At 71.3% G+C, this 16,858-nt stretch carries 10 protein-coding genes and 2 tRNA genes; 3 read left to right on the forward strand and 9 right to left on the reverse strand.

Translation table 11 applies throughout. From position 1 onward, the window contains the following. Positions 1–287 precede the first annotated feature (287 nt). Positions 288–2,912 carry a valine--tRNA ligase gene (locus A8713_RS10270; RefSeq protein ID WP_064533144.1) on the reverse strand — a complete coding sequence of 875 codons (2,625 nt, stop codon included), beginning with the start codon at positions 2,910–2,912 and terminating at the stop codon, positions 288–290. A 136-nt stretch (positions 2,913–3,048) separates the two neighbouring features. Between A8713_RS10270 and A8713_RS10275 the strand changes: the two genes are divergently transcribed. Further along, positions 3,049–4,047, forward strand: a complete 999-nt coding sequence (locus A8713_RS10275) for a hypothetical protein (RefSeq protein ID WP_064533145.1) — start codon at positions 3,049–3,051, stop codon at positions 4,045–4,047. Positions 4,048–4,130: 83 nt separating this feature from the next. Here A8713_RS10275 and clpX read toward each other — a convergent pair whose 3' ends face one another. The 5 genes from clpX to A8713_RS10300 all read right to left on the reverse strand — a co-directional run bounded on the left by clpX (position 4,131) and on the right by A8713_RS10300 (position 8,869). Then, a complete protein-coding gene (gene clpX / locus A8713_RS10280) occupies positions 4,131–5,417 on the reverse strand; it encodes an ATP-dependent Clp protease ATP-binding subunit ClpX (protein WP_018570823.1) in 1,287 nt (428 codons plus the stop codon). A 167-nt stretch (positions 5,418–5,584) separates the two neighbouring features. Next, positions 5,585–6,283, reverse strand: a complete 699-nt coding sequence (locus tag A8713_RS10285) for an ATP-dependent Clp protease proteolytic subunit (protein WP_064533146.1) — start codon at positions 6,281–6,283, stop codon at positions 5,585–5,587. A 56-nt stretch (positions 6,284–6,339) separates the two neighbouring features. Then, positions 6,340–6,945, reverse strand: a complete 606-nt coding sequence (locus A8713_RS10290) for an ATP-dependent Clp protease proteolytic subunit (protein ID WP_026253037.1) — start codon at positions 6,943–6,945, stop codon at positions 6,340–6,342. 276 nt (positions 6,946–7,221) lie between these two features. Next, the gene (tig, locus tag A8713_RS10295) at positions 7,222–8,592 is read right to left on the reverse strand and encodes a trigger factor (protein ID WP_064533147.1); all 1,371 of its coding nucleotides are present in this window, start codon (positions 8,590–8,592) and stop codon (positions 7,222–7,224) included. Between the two features lie 200 nt (positions 8,593–8,792). Then, positions 8,793–8,869 (reverse strand) — tRNA-Pro (locus A8713_RS10300). Between the two features lie 409 nt (positions 8,870–9,278). Here A8713_RS10300 and A8713_RS10305 point away from each other — a divergent pair. Then, a tRNA-Gly gene (locus A8713_RS10305) sits at positions 9,279–9,352 on the forward strand. A gap of 125 nt (positions 9,353–9,477) precedes the next feature. On the opposite strand, the gene A8713_RS10310 is transcribed toward A8713_RS10305, so the two are convergent. Beyond that, positions 9,478–9,672: a hypothetical protein gene (locus A8713_RS10310; RefSeq protein WP_037854478.1), complete on the reverse strand. Its 195-nt coding sequence runs from the start codon at positions 9,670–9,672 to the stop codon at positions 9,478–9,480. A gap of 462 nt (positions 9,673–10,134) precedes the next feature. Between A8713_RS10310 and A8713_RS10315 the strand changes: the two genes are divergently transcribed. After that, positions 10,135–11,418 (forward strand): acyltransferase family protein, encoded by a 1,284-nt coding sequence (locus tag A8713_RS10315; protein WP_237305339.1) that lies wholly within the window; start codon positions 10,135–10,137, stop codon positions 11,416–11,418. Between the two features lie 22 nt (positions 11,419–11,440). On the opposite strand, the gene A8713_RS10320 is transcribed toward A8713_RS10315, so the two are convergent. Then, positions 11,441–12,871: a DUF6177 family protein gene (locus A8713_RS10320; protein WP_064533148.1), complete on the reverse strand. Its 1,431-nt coding sequence runs from the start codon at positions 12,869–12,871 to the stop codon at positions 11,441–11,443. Between the two features lie 7 nt (positions 12,872–12,878). Continuing rightward, positions 12,879–16,856 (reverse strand): type VII secretion protein EccCa, encoded by a 3,978-nt coding sequence (gene eccCa, locus A8713_RS10325; RefSeq protein WP_064533149.1) that lies wholly within the window; start codon positions 16,854–16,856, stop codon positions 12,879–12,881. Positions 16,857–16,858 lie beyond the last annotated feature (2 nt).

Raw genomic sequence — 16,858 nt, forward strand, 5'->3', positions numbered from 1 at the left:
GCGGGGCCGGGCGTGGACCCGGCGGCGGACGCGGTACAGACCCGGCGCGGACGCGAGGCCGGGGGCGGGGCGGCTACGTTCAAGGCGTGGGTTCGGGGTCGCGCTCCCCCGGCGCCGGTGCGTGCGCGGGGAGGGACGACTGCGGTCATGGGCGGTCGTGCGGGCTCCCGCTCGCGGACACCCGCGTCCCGGACCGCCCCGTCCCGTCACGTCCCGTCACGTCCCGTCACGAACGCCCGAAGGCCCCGGGGTCTCAGGGACTCCGGGGCCTTCGGGCGTACGGGACGTCACGCCTGCGGCAGCCGCTCCAGCTGGGCGGTGATGCGGGCGATGTCCTCCTCGGCCTTGGCGAGCCGGGCGCGGATGCCGTCGATCACCTTTTCGGGTGCCTTCGACAGGAACGCCTCGTTGCCGAGCTTGCCGTTCGCCTGGGCCTTCTCCTTCTCGGCGGCGGCCAGGTCCTTGGCGAGCCGCTTGCGCTCGGCGGCGACGTCGATGGTGCCCGACAGGTCGAGGGCGACCTCGGCCCCGGCGACCGGCAGGGTGGCCGTGGCGGTGAACGCCTCGCCCTCCGGCTGGAGCCGCAGCAACTGGCGGACGGCGGCCTCGTGCGCGGCGAGCGCCGTGCCGTCCAGGGTCAGCCGGGCCGGGACCCGCTGGCCCGGCTGGAGGCCCTGGTCGGCGCGGAAGCGGCGGACCTCGGTGATGACCGTCTGGAGCGTCTCGATCTCCCGCTCGGCGTCCGCGTCCCGGAAGCCGCTGTCGGCCGGCCAGGCGGCGATGACGACCGACTCGCCGCCGGTGAGGGTCGTCCACAGCGTCTCGGTGACGAAGGGGACGACCGGGTGCAGCAGCCGCAGCGTGACGTCCAGGACCTCGCCCAGGACCCGCTTGGAGACCTCGGCGGCCTCGCCGCCCGCCTGGAAGGTGGTCTTGGACAGCTCGACGTACCAGTCGAAGACCTCGTCCCAGGCGAAGTGGAACAGCGCGTCGGACAGCTTGGCGAACTGGAAGTCGTCGTAGTACGCGTCGACTTCGGCGACGACCGAGTTGAGCCGGGACAGGATCCAGCGGTCGGTCGCCGACATCGCCGACGGCTCCGGCAGCGGGCCCTCCACCGTCGCGCCGTTCATCAGCGCGAAGCGGGTGGCGTTCCAGATCTTGTTGGCGAAGTTGCGCGAGCCCTGGACCCAGTCCTCGCCGATCGGGACGTCGACGCCCGGGTTGGCGCCGCGCGCCAGGGTGAAGCGGAGCGCGTCGGAGCCGTACTTGTCCATCCAGTCCAGCGGGTTGACCGCGTTGCCGAAGGACTTCGACATCTTCTTGCCGAACTGGTCGCGGACCATGCCGTGCAGGGCGATGGTGTGGAACGGCGGGGTGCCGTCCATCGCGTACAGGCCGAACATCATCATCCGGGCGACCCAGAAGAAGAGGATGTCGTAGCCGGTGACCAGGACGGAGTTCGGGTAGAACTTCGCGAGCGACTCGGTCCGCTCGGGCCAGCCGAGCGTGGAGAACGGCCACAGGCCGGAGGAGAACCAGGTGTCCAGGACGTCGGTCTCCTGGTGCCAGCCCTCGCCGGACGGCGGCTCCTCGCCGGGGCCGACGCAGACGGTCTCGCCGTCCGGGCCGTACCAGACCGGGATGCGGTGGCCCCACCACAACTGCCGCGAGATGCACCAGTCGTGGAGGTTGTCGACCCAGTCGAAGTACCGCTTCTCCATCTCCTGCGGATGGATGGTGACCTTGCCCTCGCGGACCGCGTCACCGGCCGCCTCGGCCAGCGGGCCGACCTTGACCCACCACTGCATGGACAGGCGCGGCTCGACCGTGGTCTTGCAGCGCGAGCAGTGCCCGACGGAGTGGACGTAGGGGCGCTTCTCGGCGACGATCCGGCCCTCGGCGCGCAGCGCGCCGACGATGGCGGAGCGGGCCTCCAGACGGTCCAGGCCCTGGAAGGGCCCGGGGGCGGTGATGACGGCGTGCTCGTCCATGACGGTGATGGACGGCAGGTCGTGGCGGCGGCCGATCTCGAAGTCGTTCGGGTCGTGGGCCGGGGTGACCTTGACGGCGCCCGTGCCGAACTCGGGGTCGACGTGCTCGTCGGCGACGACCGGGATGGAGCGGTCGGTCAGCGGCAGCCTGATCAGCTTGCCGACCAGGTGCTTGTACCGCTCGTCGTCGGGGTGGACGGCGACGGCGGTGTCACCGAGCATCGTCTCGGCACGGGTGGTGGCGACGACGATGGTGTCGTCTCCCTCGCCGTACGTCATCGAGACCAGCTCGCCGTCGTCGTCCTGGTACTCGACCTCGATGTCGGAGATCGCGGTCAGACAGCGCGGGCACCAGTTGATGATGCGCTCGGCGCGGTAGATCAGCTCGTCGTCGTAGAGCCGCTTGAAGATGGTCTGGACGGCCTGGGAGAGGCCCTCGTCCATGGTGAAGCGCTCACGGGACCAGGCGACGCCGTCGCCCAGGCGGCGCATCTGGCCGGAGATCTGGCCGCCGCTCTCGCCCTTCCACTGCCAGACGCGCTCGACGAACGCCTCGCGGCCCAGGTCGTGGCGGGACTTGCCCTCCTTGGCCAGCTCGCGCTCGACCACGTTCTGCGTGGCGATGCCGGCGTGGTCCATGCCGGGCTGCCACAGCGTCTCGTGGCCCTGCATGCGCTTGCGGCGGGTGAGGGCGTCGATGAGCGTGTGCTCGAAGGCGTGGCCCAGGTGGAGGCTGCCCGTGACGTTCGGCGGCGGGATGACGACGGTGAAGGGCGGCTTGTCGCTCTTCTCGTCCGCCTCGAAGTAACCCCGCTCCACCCAGCGCTCGTACAGCGGCCCCTCTACATCGGCCGGCGCGTACTGGGTCGGCAGTTCGGTGTCGGGCGCTGGTGGCTGCTGCTGAGCGTTCTCGGTCACGCGCCCAGTTTAGAGGCGTCACGGCCGTGTCCCGAACCGCATTTGTTCTGTAACGGTGCGCACCCCGGTGGCCTGGGCCGCGTCCGGCTGGGCCAGGATGTCAGGTACGCATAAGCATCTGGAGGGGAACCCAGGAATGAGTCACAACCAGCCGGGCCCGTACGGCGGGCAGCCCCAGCAGCCCGGACCGTACGGACAGCCGGGCCCCTACGGCCAGCAGCCGCCGCAGGCGCCGCCCGCGCAGCCCGGCTACGGCTACCCCCAGCAGACACCGCCGCAGCAGCCCCAGCCGGGTTACGGCTACCCGCAGCAGGCCCCGCAGCCCCAGCCGGGCTACGGCTACCCGCAGCAGCCCCAGCAGCCCGGCCCGTACGGCCAGCAGCAGCCGCAGTACGGCCAGCAGCCCCCTTACGGCGGGATGCCTCAGCCCCCGGCCACCGGTGGCGGCGGAGGCGGCAAGAAGACGGCGGCGATCATCGGGGCGGTCGCGGTCGTGGCGGCGATCGCGGTGGGCGCGTACTTCCTGATCGGCGGGAGCGGCGGCAGCGGCTCGGTGGCCGACGACGGCCCGCACAAGCTGGTGACGCCGGCGACGGTGCTCGGGAACTACGCCAAGTCCGACGGCGAGAGCGGCACCATGACGAAGGACGACATGAAGGACGCCGAGAAGTGGGGTGTGCACAACCCCAAGGACATCGGCGCCAGCTACCAGTCCGGCGACAAGAGCGCGCCGCTGGCCATGAAGCAGCTCCAGTTCAACGGCGTCTACGGCACCATCGACGACCCCGCGAAGACGGTGGACGCGATGTTCGCCCACATGAAGTCGGAGTCCGGCAAGAAGGACGGCGACGACGCGGACACCACCCTGGTCGGCGAGCCGAAGGCGTACTCGCCCGCCGGGCTCGACGGCGCGGTCCTCAAGTGCCAGCAGGCGAAGATAGACAACTCCTCCGAGAAGGACACCGGTGCGCCGAAGATCCTGAACATGACGGTCTGCGTCTGGGGCGACCACAGCACGCTCGGCTTCGTCATCCCGATGGACATGGCCGACATCCTGTCGGGCAAGGCCACCGAGCCGTCGGCCGCCGCCGAGACCACCGCGAAGCTCCGCAAGGAGGTCCGGGTCAAGATCTGACCCGCGCTCGCGCGTTCGGCGCATACGGAAGGGGCCCCGGTCCAGTGACCGGGGCCCCTTCCGTATGCGGTGGCGAAGGGCGGCTACGCCGTCTTCTGCTCCCCCGGTCCCCGGCCGCGGGCGTCGCGGGGGATCAGGGTGGGGTTGACGTTGGAGAGGACCACGTCGGCGGTGATGACGACGCGGGCGACGTCCTTGCGGGACGGGACCTCGTACATCACGCCCTGGAGGACCTCCTCCATGATGGCGCGCAGGCCGCGCGCGCCGGTCTGGCGGAGGATGGCCTGGTCGGCGATGGCCTCCAGCGCCTCGCGCTCGAAGTCGAGCTCCACACCGTCGAGTTCGAAGAGCCGCTGGTACTGCTTCACCAGCGCGTTGCGCGGCTCGACGAGGATCTTCAGCAGGGCTTCGCGGTCGAGGTTGTGGACCGAGGTGATGACGGGGAGGCGCCCGATGAACTCGGGGATCATGCCGAACTTGACCAGGTCCTCGGGCATGACGTCCTCGAACTGGTCCTTGGCCTCCAGCTCCCGCTTGGAGCGGATCGTGGCGCCGAAGCCGATGCCCTTGGCACCCGCGCGGCCCTCGATGATCTTCTCCAGGCCGGCGAAGGCACCGCCCACGATGAACAGCACGTTCGTCGTGTCGATCTGGATGAACTCCTGGTGCGGGTGCTTGCGGCCGCCCTGCGGCGGGACCGACGCCGTGGTGCCCTCCAGGATCTTCAGCAGGGCCTGCTGCACGCCCTCGCCGGAGACGTCCCGGGTGATCGACGGGTTCTCGCTCTTCCGGGCGACCTTGTCGATCTCGTCGATGTAGATGATCCCGGTCTCGGCCTTCTTGACGTCGTAGTCGGCGGCCTGGATCAGCTTCAGGAGGATGTTCTCGACGTCCTCGCCCACATACCCCGCCTCGGTCAGCGCCGTGGCGTCCGCGATGGCGAACGGGACGTTGAGCATGCGGGCCAGGGTCTGGGCCAGGAGGGTCTTGCCGGACCCGGTGGGGCCGAGCAGGAGGATGTTGGACTTGGCCAGCTCGATGGCGTCCTCGCGGCCCTGGCCGCCGCCGTTCTCCCCGGCCTGGACCCGCTTGTAGTGGTTGTACACCGCGACGGAGAGGGCCTTCTTGGCCGCCTCCTGGCCGACCACATAGCCGTCGAGGAACTCGTAGATCTCGCGGGGCTTGGGCAGTTCCTCCCAGCGCACCTCGCTCGTCTCGGCGAGCTCTTCCTCGATGATCTCGTTGCAGAGATCGATGCACTCGTCGCAGATGTACACACCGGGCCCTGCGATGAGCTTCTTGACCTGCTTCTGGCTCTTACCGCAGAACGAGCACTTGAGCAGATCGCCGCCGTCACCGATGCGTGCCACGGTGTGCTTCCCCTTCGCCTGGGGGCCGCCTGGACGCGCTCGTCCAGCGACTCCTGGTGCTGCCTTATGTCGACGGTACCTTGCCGGGCCCCCCGTCCGGGCCCCCCTTGGCACGGTTCACTTCGACGTGACCGTGCCGGAGGGCGGCGAGGGGTACGGCTTCCGCGTCAGCGGACGGCTTCGTTGTTCAGCTTCCGGGTGGAGATGATCTGGTCGATCAGCCCGTACGACAGGGCCTCCTCGGCCGTGAGGATCTTGTCGCGCTCGATGTCCTCGCGGATCTTCTCGATCGGCGTGGTGGAGTGCTTGGCCAGCATCTCCTCCAGCTGCGCACGCATCCGGAGGATCTCGTTGGCGGCGATCTCCAGGTCGGAGACCTGGCCGCGGCCGGTCTCGCTGTAGGGCTGGTGGATCAGCACGCGGGCGTTCGGCAGGGCCATGCGCTTGCCCGGGGTGCCGGCGGCCAGCAGGACCGCGGCGGCGGAGGCCGCCTGGCCCATGCAGACCGTCTGGATGTCGGGCTTGACGAACTGCATCGTGTCGTAGATGGCCGTCAGCGCGGTGAAGGAACCGCCGGGGCTGTTGATGTAGATCGAGATGTCCCGGTCGGGGTCCATCGACTCCAGGCACAGCAGCTGCGCCATGACGTCGTTGGCGGAGGCGTCGTCGATCTGGACGCCGAGGAAGATCACGCGCTCCTCGAAGAGCTTCGCGTACGGGTCGTACTCGCGGACGCCCTGCGAGGTGCGCTCGACGAAGCGCGGGATGACGTAGCGGGACTCGGCCCTGGGGCCGGTGTACTCGGCGCTGGGGGCACCTCCCACGCCCTTCGGGCTGTGGATGCCGCTGCCGGGGAAAACGTTCACGGTGTCTCCTGGAAAGGGGCTGGACGGTCGGCTGGGGGCTGGCTGGGCTGCTCGGCTCAGGCCCCGGTGCCACCGCCGCCCGGCATGCCGGCGGCGTGCGTGATGACGTCGTCGATGAGGCCGTACTCCTTGGCCTCGTGGGCGTCGAACCAGCGGTCGCGGTCGGAGTCGCGGGTGATCTGCTCGACCGTCTGCCCGGTGTGGTGCGAGGTCAGCTCGGCCATGCGCTTCTTGGTGTGCAGCAGCCGCTCGGCGTGGATCTTGATGTCCGAGGCCGAACCGGCCAGGCCGGCGGAGGGCTGGTGGATCAGGATCTCCGCGTTCGGCAGGGCGAAGCGCTTGCCAGGCGTGCCGGCGCTGAGCAGGAACTGGCCCATGGAGGCCGCCAGGCCCATGGCGATGGTCACCACGTCGTTCTTGATGTACTGCATGGTGTCGTAGATCGCCATGCCGGCCGTGATCGAACCGCCGGGGCTGTTGATGTAGAGGAAGATGTCCTTGTCCGGGTCCGCGGCAAGGAGCAGCAGCTGTGCGGTGATCTTGTTGGCGATGTCGTCGTCCACCGGCTGGCCGAGGAAGATGATCCGCTCGCCGAGCAGCCGGTTGTAGACCTGGTCGCCGAGGCCACCACCGATGGAGGGCTCGCCGGCGGCGGAGGGCATCAGATTCGTCACGTATCCACCTGCTCGTCTTACGACGGCGCCGGGCCGTCTCACGTGTACTGCCGGGGCGTGGGCCGTCCGGCCGGTTCCGGGGACTCCCCTGCCCTCGTATTCATGGACCCTAACGCGCGGGCCCCTTCGGGGAATCCCGCGAAGGGGAGTGTTCGCCGGGGGCGTAGTCCGGGGCCCGTGGGGCGGGGGTGGCCAGGTGTGACGACGGGCCCTGGGGAACATGCCCCAGGGCCCATCGTACGTACGTCGGGGACGCCGCGCGGATCAGGCCTCGGCCTTCTCCTCGCCCTCGCCCTCGGCGGCGGCCTCGGCGGTCTCGTCCTCCTCGTCCTCCAGGTCGACGACCTCGCCGTTGGTGTCCTTCACGGTCGCGGCCTCGACCACGACGGCCAGGGCCTTGCCGCGGGCGACCTCGCCGACCAGCAGCGGGACCTGGTTGTTCTGGACGACCGCCTGCGCGAACTGGTCGGGCGACATGCCGGAGGAGGCGGCGCGGCGCATGAGGTGCTCGGTCAGCTCTTCCTGGCTGACGTTGAGCTTCTCCTTGTTGACCAGCTCGTCCAGGACGAACTGGGTCTTGATGCCCTTGACCGCGGCCTCACGGGTCTCGGTCTCGAACTCCTCGGCGGTCTTGCCCTGGATCTCCAGGTACTTGTCGAGGGTCAGACCCATCTGGCCGAGCTGGTGGTGCTCCAGGTTGTGCTTGCGGGTGTTGATCTCGTCCTCGAGGAGCTTCTCGGGGACCGGGATCTCGACCAGCTCGAGCAGCTTGTCCAGCACGCGCTCCTGGGCCTGCGTGGCCTGGTCGTACTGCTTCATGCTCTCCAGGCGCTTGCGGCTGTCGGCCCGGACCTCGTCGAGGGTGTCGAACTCCGAGGCGAGCTGCGCGAAGTCGTCGTCCAGCGCGGGCAGTTCGCGGGCGGCGACCTGGGTGACCTTGACGGTGACCTCGGCCTCCTTGCCCGCCGCGGAGCCGCCCTTCAGCTCGGAGGTGAAGGTGGCCTCGCCACCGGCCTCCACGCCCTTCACGGCGTCGTCGATGCCGTCCAGCAGCTCACCGGAGCCGATGGTGTAGGAGACGCCGTCGGCGATGCCGTCCTCCAGCACCTCGCCGTCGACCTTGGCCTCCAGGTCGATGGTGACGACGTCGCCGTCCTCGGCGGCCCGCTCGACCGGGCTGGTCGAGGCGAAGCGCTCGCGCAGCTGCTCGACGGCCTTGTCGACGTCCTCGTCGGTCACCTCGACCGCGTCGACCTCGACCTCGATGCCGGAGTAGTCCGGGATCTCGATGGCCGGGCGGATGTCGACCTCGGCGGTGAAGTTCAGCGTCTCGCCGTCCTTCAGCTCCGTGATGTCGACCTCGGGCTGGCCCAGCGGGGTCAGCTCGGCCTCGTTGACCGCGTCGGTGTAGAACTTCGGAAGCGCGTCGTTGACCGCCTCCTCCAGAACCGCACCGCGGCCGAACCGCTGGTCGATGACCCGGGCCGGGATCTTGCCCTTGCGGAAGCCCTTCACCGTGACCTGCTGGTTGATCTTCTTGTACGCCGCGTCGAGGCTGTCCTTGAGCTCCTCGAAGGGCACCTCGACAGTGAGCCGAACCCGAGTCGGGTTCAGGGTCTCCACGGCGCTCTTCACGGTTCGGTCTCCTTGTGGCTGACTTCTTTGGTTTCGCCGGAGCCAGAGGGGGTCCGGCGGATTAGCCGCCCGGAGGAGTTCGCAGGCCCACTTGGGCCGGACACACGGGCGCGCAGCTTGCATAGTAACCGCAGCCGCTCAGCGCCCCAAAAGGCGATCACGGGAATCACATGAGGTGGCGCCGACCTGCGGCCGGCGAGTGGTCGGGGTGGCGGGATTTGAACCCACGGCCTTCCGCTCCCAAAGCGGACGCGCTACCAAGCTGCGCCACACCCCGTCTGGTGCGACACGTAGGGTACATGCCCGCAGGCAGTACGACCGCCGCATTTCCCGCCCGCCGGGCCGCCTTCCCCCGGCAGGCGGCTCACCCACCGCGCCCACCCGCTCACCCGGCGCGCGGACAGTACGTACGCGAACCGTACGTACACCCCGTACGTACCCATGGAGGCGGCGGCCGAGGGACACGGGCCGCCGGACGCGCGGGGCACCTGCTCCGCCGGGGTGGATTCCCGGCCACCCGTACGCCCGGCCGGGTGCCGGACGGGCGGCCCCGGACGCGGACACCGCCCCTCGGGACGGCCCGCCCGCGCGCGACCGCTCCGCAAGGGGGTGTGCGGGGACGGGGCGTGACCCGCTACGATGCCTGTGTGCCGCGGTCGGTCTCCGACTGACGGCGCGTGTTGTGTGCGGGCGTAGCTCAATGGTAGAGCCCCAGTCTTCCAAACTGGCTACGCGGGTTCGATTCCCGTCGCCCGCTCCAGGACGGCTCGGGGCCGGGCCGGGGATCGTTTCCCGGGTCGGCCCCGAGGTCGTTTCCCGGGTGTGCCGCCGGGGTGCGGTGGCGCGGGCAGGGACCGGCCCCGTGCGGACCGGTCGGCCGCCGGCTCAGAAGTTGATCGAGTTGATCGTGTCCGCTATCGAGTTCATGAAGCGGTTGATCGACGGGGCCATGCCGGTGGAGGCGAGGAAGAAGCCGAAGAGCACGGCGACGATGGCGGGGCCGGCCTTGATGGAGCCGCCCCGGAGCAGCACCACCAGGATGATCGCCAACAGCAGCACCACTGACAGTGAAATGGCCACAACTGATCACACCTTCGATCGGTCCGCTCTCCCGCCGGGTGCCTGTCCGCGCCCCCGCTGGAACCATCGTGCCACCAACACGGGCCGCCTATGCCGTGCCTGACGCATCATCGGCCGGGTCTGTGACACGCGCGGCACGCAGGACGGCGGTGCGGGCCGGGGCTCCGCGGGGCCGCGGGGCGGTGACCGGCGGGGCGGCCGCCGAAATGCCGGAGGTTTCCGTTTCGATGTCTGCACATTTCGTTCGCCGGTAATTCGAATTGATGTCGCCGGGCGGTGCGCCGCGCGTCAACTCGTCCTGAACAATCCCGACATCGAGGGTTCTCGCACCCGTCGTCATGTGGTGGGCGACACCCCGCAGGACTGGTATTCCCGGGCGAATCCGGGGCAGCCGCCGCGCAGAGCCGGGATCGCCGACGGAGGTTCCGCGAATCGCGCACGGACGACGCTAAGGTGCCTGAGATGTTCCACGCTGCCTCCTCCCCCGGCCAGAGCAGAACACCCCTTCCCCCGGCACAGGCGCCGGACCCCGCCGCTCCGGTGCCGCACAGACCCGGTGACGGCGCCGGGCGGTCCGGAAAGCAGCGCGATCCGTTCTTCGACAATGCGAAGTATCTGGCCATCGTGCTGGTGGCGTTGGGGCATTCCTGGGCGCCGGTCATGAGCGGCAACCGGTTCCTCGAAGGCGCGTACAACGTCGTGTACACCTTCCACATGCCGGCGTTCGTCATCATCTCCGGCTTCTTCTCCCGCGATTTCGATCTGCGGCCGAGCCGGCTGAAACGGCTGATCACCGGGGTCGTCGTGCCCTACGTCGTCTTCGAGACGGCGTATTCACTCTTCCGGGTCTTCGTCGGGCGTTCCGGCGACCACGCGATCAGCCTTCTCGAACCGTGGTACCTGACCTGGTTCTTGTGCGCGCTGTTCATCTGGCGGGTGACGGCGCCGGTGTGGAAGCTGGTGCGCCATCCCCTGCCGGTGGCCCTCGGGATCGCGGTGCTGGCGTCGGTGTCACCGGCCATGGGCGGCTCGCTCGACCTGCCGCGTGTGCTCCAGTTCCTGCCCTGCTTCGTGCTGGGGCTCTGCCTGCGGCCCGAGCACTTCCGGCTGGTGCGCCGCCGTGCGGCACGGCTGGTGGCGGTCCCGGTGTTCGCGGTGGCGCTCGTGGCCGGCTGGTGGACCGTGCCGGACCTGAACACCGCCTGGGTCTACCGCAACGGCGCCGCGCAGGACCTGGGCGCGCCCTGGTGGGCCGGGCCGGTGATGGTGCTGCTGCTGTTCGCCGGGTCCGTGCTGCTGACCGGCTGCTTCCTGGCGCTGGTGCCGGGGCGCCGGATGTGGTGCACCGCCCTCGGCACGGGCACGCTGTACGGCTATCTGCTGCACGGTTTCGTGATCAAGGGCGTGCTGTACGCGGGCTGGTTCGAGACGGCGTGGCTGCACCGGCCGCTCGGCGCGCTCGTGGTCACCGTGGTCGCGGCGGGCGGGGTCACGCTGCTGTGCACCCGGCCGGTGCGCGGCGTCTTCCGGTGCGTCGTGGAGCCGCGGATGGACTGGGCCTTCCGCCGGGACACCGCCGGGACCGGGACGGCGGACGGCCGGGGCAGCGGGCGGCCGGGCGGCAGCGACAGCGGCAGCGGTCCCACCGGCACCGCCGGTGCCGCCGGTGCCGCCGGTGCCTCCGGTGCCGCCGGTGCCTCCGGTGCCTCCGGTGCCTCCGGGCGCGGCACCGCGCTGGTCCGCTGAGCCGTCCGCCCCGCGCCCGGCGTCAGGCCGGCGGCCCGCCCTTCAGGTGCCGCATCAGCCGCTCGAAGTGCTGCCAGCCCGACAGGTCGGACGGATCGCCGGGGAACGGGTAGTACAGCGCCGGACGGGTGCGCGGGCCCAGTTCGCGCGGGCGCCGGTCGAGCGGGGTGTTGCGGGCGCGGTCGCCGGGCATGGCCCGCACCTCCTCGGCGCCCAGGACGAAGGCGTACGGGACTCCCGGGCCCTCGAAGCGCGGGGGCACCGACAGGTCGCGGCGGGCCCTGCGGATCTGCACCAGCATGGACTGGAGGTCGTGCCGGGTGGCGAGGATCTCGGCGGCGCGCGGCACCGCTTCCCGGGGGATCTCCTCGCCGGGGCCGAAGCCGAACGCCAGGGTGACGTCCTCCTCGACGCCGCCCTTGGTGCGGCTGACCCGGACCGTGGCGAGGGCGGGGCGTTCGGGGCTGCCGACGACCACGAACCAGGTCGGCGCGGGGGCCCGTTCGTGGGCGACGTCGGTGAACTGGCGCAGCGACCACGGCAGGTTGGCGGGTTCCTCGGTGCCCCAGCCGGCCGGCGGCTCGCCGGTGATCTCGCGCCAGACGGCCTCCAGGGCGCCGCCGAGGACGAGCCGGTCGTCGGCGGGGTGGATCGCCCGGTAGGAGACGGCGAGCTGGCGTTCGCCGGTGTCGGCGGTGTCCCGGGTGAAGGCGGCGGCGAGGGGCGTGCGCGGGTCCTCGGGGGTGGCCTGCGGGGACTCGACGGTCACGAACAGGCCGTTGTTCCACTCCAGTACGGCGCCGGACAGACCGTCGTAGTAGCCGTCCCGCTCGTCCTGGACGACCCAGCGCGAGGGCCAGCCGGGCAGGGCGTTGCGGACCGCCGGGGAGAGCCGGGTGCCGGCCGGGGTGACGATCTGGAGGCCGAGCTGGGCCTCGGCCGCCGCGCGGAAGGCGTCGGCGAGCCAGGCGGACAGGGCGACCACGGGCCGGTCCTGGATGACCACGGCGACCTTGTCGGTGAGGACGTCCACGGCGGGCTGGGCCGCGGCGGGCACCGGGACGGCGCTCACCCCGTCCGTCTTCACCACGGCCAGCGAGCGGGCGGCCCGGGGCGGCCAGGCGGTGCCGCCGACGAGGGTGGCGAGCCGGGCCGCGAAGGCGCCGGCCAGCTCCTCGCCCTCCTTGACGCCGGTGGTGGCGCGGGCCTCGGTCCACCAGTACGGCACCTCGGGCTCGCTCGCGCCGAGCAGCCGCTGCGCCTCGCCCCTGACCTGGACGAGCAGCGGCGCCTCCACGGTCATGAGCGGGCGGCCCTGCTCGTCGCACAGGCGCACCACGGCGCCCCCGTCCTCGGCGCCGACCAGCTTGTCCGGGCCGCCGGAGAGCAGGCCCGCGATCACGCTCAGCGGATCGGGCATCTTCTGGGTGAGGGTGACGACGTCCTTGGTCATGGCTGGTTCACCTGTTCCCGGCGTAGACGGTCTGGATCAGCCGGTTCGGCTCGCCCCTGCGCACCAGCACGCCGCGGCCGGGCGGCTGCTGGCTCGCGTACACGCCGGGGAAGAGCTGGCCCTCGCTGCGGTCGCCGGACATCACCAGCGCCGTGGAGCCGGATTCGCGCAGCCCCTGGAGCAGCGGTTCGTACAGGCCGCGCGAGGCGCCCGCGACCCGGCGGGTGAGGACGAAGTGCAGGCCGATGTCGACGGCGGAGGGGATGTACGGCACGAAGGGGGCGAGCGGCTGCTGTCCCGCGGTGGTCAGGACGTCGTAGTCGTCGACGAGGATGACGATGCGCGGGCCCGAGCCCCAGCTGCCGGGCTCCAGGTCGGCGGGGTCGGCGCTCTCGTCGGGCAGCCGCTTGTCCAGTTCGCCCGCGATGCCCTGGGCCAGCGCACCGGCCAGCTTGGCGTTGTAGGCGTAGCCGCCGCGGTACTCCTCGGGGACGGCGCCGCGCAGTCCGCGGCGCGGGTCGAAGACGCCGAAGACCAGCTCGTCGTCGCCGTAGCGTTCGATCAGGCCCTCGACGACCACCTTGAGCAGGTTGGTCTTGCCGCACTCGCTGTCGCCCATGATCATCAGGTGCTGGTCGTGCGCGAACAGGTCCAGCGGGACGGGCGCCAGCTTCGTCTGGTCCAGGCCGATGGGCACCCGGCGCGGCTCGGCGGCCGGGCCGGGCAGCAGCTGCGGTTCCAGCAGGTGCGGCAGCACCCGGACGGGCTGGGCGACCTCGCCGGTCCAGGTGGCGCGGACGGTACGGGCCGTGCGCTCCAGGACGGCGCCGAGTTCGGCTCTGTCGCCGAGGCCGTCGGTGCGGGGCAGCGCGACCTGTGCGAAGAGCTTGCCGTCGGTGAGGACGCGGCCCTTCTCCTCCGGGGAGAGGGTCTCGGCGAGCTTGCGGTCGATGCTGGACTCGGTGGGGTCGTTCAGCCGCAGTTCGACGCGGGTGCCGAACTGGGACTGGGTGGCGATCCGCACGTCGTTCCAGCGCAGCATGCCCGCGACCACGTGGATGCCGTAGCCGCTGCCGCGCTTGAGGATGTCGACGACCGCGTCGTCCAGGTCCTCGAAGTCGTCGCGCAGCGCGCCGAAGCCGTCGATGAGCAGCACGATCTCGGTGGACGCCAGCTCGGGCAGCCGGCCCGCGGCGCGCAGGGTGCGCAGCTGCTCCAGGGAGTCGATGTTGTGGACGCGGAACAGTTCCTCGCGCTGGTCGAGCATGCCGCGCACCGAGTCGATGGTGCGGGCGGCGCGCTCGCGGTCGGCGCGGCCGGCGACACCGCCGACGTGCGGCAGTCCGGCCAGCGCCTGGAGGCCGCCGCCGACCAGGTCGAGGCCGTAGACGCCGACCTCCTGCGGGGTGTGGGTGAGCGCCAGGGACAGGGCGAGGGTGCGCAGCAGGGTGGTCTTGCCGGACTGGGGGCCGCCGATGACGGCGGCGTGGCCGCCCGCGACGGTGAGGTCCAGGTACCACTGGCCCTGCCACTGCTTGGTCGGGTCGTCCAGGAGGCCGAGCGGCACCCGGAGCGGCCCGCGCCGCCCGGCGAGCTGCATGCCGCGCGCGCCCACCTCGACGGGTCCGGCGACCTGGTCGAGGGCGACGGCGTCGGGCAGCGGGGGCAGCCAGATCCGGCGTACGGTGCGGGCCCCGGCGTCCTCGATCTGCTGGACCAGGACGCCCATCTCGGTGGGTCCGGTCTCGCGGCGCCGCATCTGCGGTTCCTCGGCCCCGGCGGACTCGTCCTGGCCGAGGGTGTTGTACGCCGCGTACTCCAGGGCCAGCGGCCCGGTGTCCTCGGTCTCGCGCTCCACCGGGCCGCGGTAGGCGCCGGACACATAGCTCGCCTTGAACCGCTCGTAGTGGCTGGTGTCGACCTTGAGGTAGCCGAAGCCGGGCAGCGGGGGCAGGTGGAAGGCGTCGGTGGTGTCCAGGACCGTACGGGACTCGTCGGCGGAGAAGGTGCGCAGGCCGAGCCGGTAGGACAGATAGGTGTCCAGGCCCTTGAGCTTGCCGCCCTCGATGCGCTGGCTGGACAGCAGCAGGTGCACACCGATGGACCGGCCGATCCGGCCGATGGACAGGAACAGGTCGATGAAGTCGGGCTTGGCGGTGAGGAGTTCGCCGAACTCGTCGATGACGACGAACAGGTGCGGCAGCGGTTCGAGGTCGGGGCGCTTCTCGGCGCGCAGGGCGGCGTAGTGCCCGATGTCGGCGACGTTCCCGGCGTCCTTGAGGACCTGCTGGCGGCGCTTGACCTCACCGGCGAGGGAGGCGTGGACGCGTTCGACGAGGCCGGCCTGGTTCTCCAGGTTGGTGATGACCCCGGCGACGTGCGGCAGGTCGGCGAACGGGGCGAAGGTCGCGCCGCCCTTGTAGTCGACGAGGACGAGCGCGAGGTCGTCCGGCGGGTGGGTGGCGACCAGGGCGAGCACCAGGGTGCGCAGCAGCTCGGACTTGCCGGAGCCGGTGGCGCCGACGCACAGCCCGTGCGGGCCCATGCCCAGCTCGGAGGATTCCTTGAGGTCGAGCAGGACCGGCTCGTGGGCGTCGCTGACGCCGATCGGGACGCGCAGGAAGGCGCGTTCGCCGCGCGGCGCCCACAGCCGGTCCAGGTCGAGGCGGGCGACGTCGTCGATGCCGAGGAGTTCGGCGAAGTCGACGGGCCCGGTCAGCGGGGCGTCGACCATGGACTCGGCGGACAGCCTCAGCGGGGCGAGCATCCGGGCCAGGCCCTCGGCGAAGGGCACGCCGACCTCGTCGACGGTGCCGTGGGCGCTGATTGGTTCGGCCTCGCGCAGGTCCTCGATGAGGACGCGGTCCCCGTCGACGGTGATGCGCACGCCGACGCTGCCGGGCTCCTGGACGCGTTCGTCGAGCAGGTGCAGCACGGTGACGCTCATCTCGCGCAGGCCCACCGCGTCGTCGGGGCGCGGCAGTTCGACGGCGTCGGCGCCGTGCCCGTCGGCGACCACGAGCAGCCGGGAGGTCATGGCCAGGGCGTCCGGGCCGGACAGTCCGCGCCGCACCTCGGCGGCGTAGGAGGCGCGGCGGCGCAGCTCGGGGCCGGTCTGCCGGGCGAGCTGGGGCAGCGAGGGCGCGATGCGACGGGCGGCGACGGGCCCGTCGAACTGCTCGGGGTCGAGCAGATGCGGCAGCCACTTGGCCCATTCCCAGTCGGCGATCCGGTCGCCGGGGGCGGCCAGCGCCATGGCGACGTCGTCGGGGGCGTGGGTGGCGGCGGTCTGCACCATCAGGGCGCGGGCCACCCGCAGGGTGTCCTCGCGGCGGCCGATGACGCTGATGTTGCCGACCCGGTCGAGCGGGACGGTGAGCGGCAGTTCGGTGCCGCTGCTGAAGCGGGACATCAGCGCGGACGCCTCGTTCAGCATGAACTGGTCGGGCGGGGTGAGCACGGAGGAGCCCTGCTGGGCCACCTTCAGGTCCCGTACGGGCATCTCGCCGGTGCCGACCCGCACCCGCAGGAAGTCCCCGTCCACGCGGCGCCGCTCCCACAGCCGGGCCGGGTCGCGCACGATGTCGTAGAGGGCGTCCGGCGGCGGGTTGAGCACCTGGGCGCGTTCGCGCCGCTCGCGCTCCTCCCCGGACAGTTCCTCGCGCAGGTCCTCCAGATAGGCGAGGTACGCCTCGCGCTGGGTGCGGCGGGTGCGCTGGGCCTTGCCGCGCTGGGAGAAGACCAGCGTCATCGAACCGGCCAGGGTGACGACGAGGATGATCGCGCCCAGACCGGCGAACTGGCTGTTGCGCACGACCGTCATCATCACGACGGAGGACATCACACCGGCCACCGGCAGCAGCGAGGTCGCGATGGAACCGGCCTTGCCCTCGGGCAGGTTGGGCGGCGCCTCTATGGTGCGCGGTTCGGGGGCCGCCGCGGGCCGGGTGGTCCGGGCGGGCCGGTGGATCAGTCGGGTGCTCATCG

Source organism: Streptomyces sp. SAT1, from assembly GCF_001654495.1.
Taxonomy (GTDB): Bacteria; Actinomycetota; Actinomycetes; order Streptomycetales; family Streptomycetaceae; genus Streptomyces; species Streptomyces andamanensis.

Coding starts and splice junctions, on each gene's coding strand:
- A8713_RS10275 (WP_064533145.1), top strand. CDS start 3,049: ATGAGTCACAACCAGCCGGGCCCGTACGGCGGGCAGCCCCAGCAGCCC.
- A8713_RS10290 (WP_026253037.1), bottom strand. CDS start 6,945: ATGCCCTCCGCCGCCGGCGAGCCCTCCATCGGTGGTGGCCTCGGCGAC.
- A8713_RS10315 (WP_237305339.1), top strand. CDS start 10,135: ATGTTCCACGCTGCCTCCTCCCCCGGCCAGAGCAGAACACCCCTTCCC.
- A8713_RS10320 (WP_064533148.1), bottom strand. CDS start 12,871: ATGACCAAGGACGTCGTCACCCTCACCCAGAAGATGCCCGATCCGCTG.
- eccCa (WP_064533149.1), bottom strand. CDS start 16,856: ATGAGCACCCGACTGATCCACCGGCCCGCCCGGACCACCCGGCCCGCG.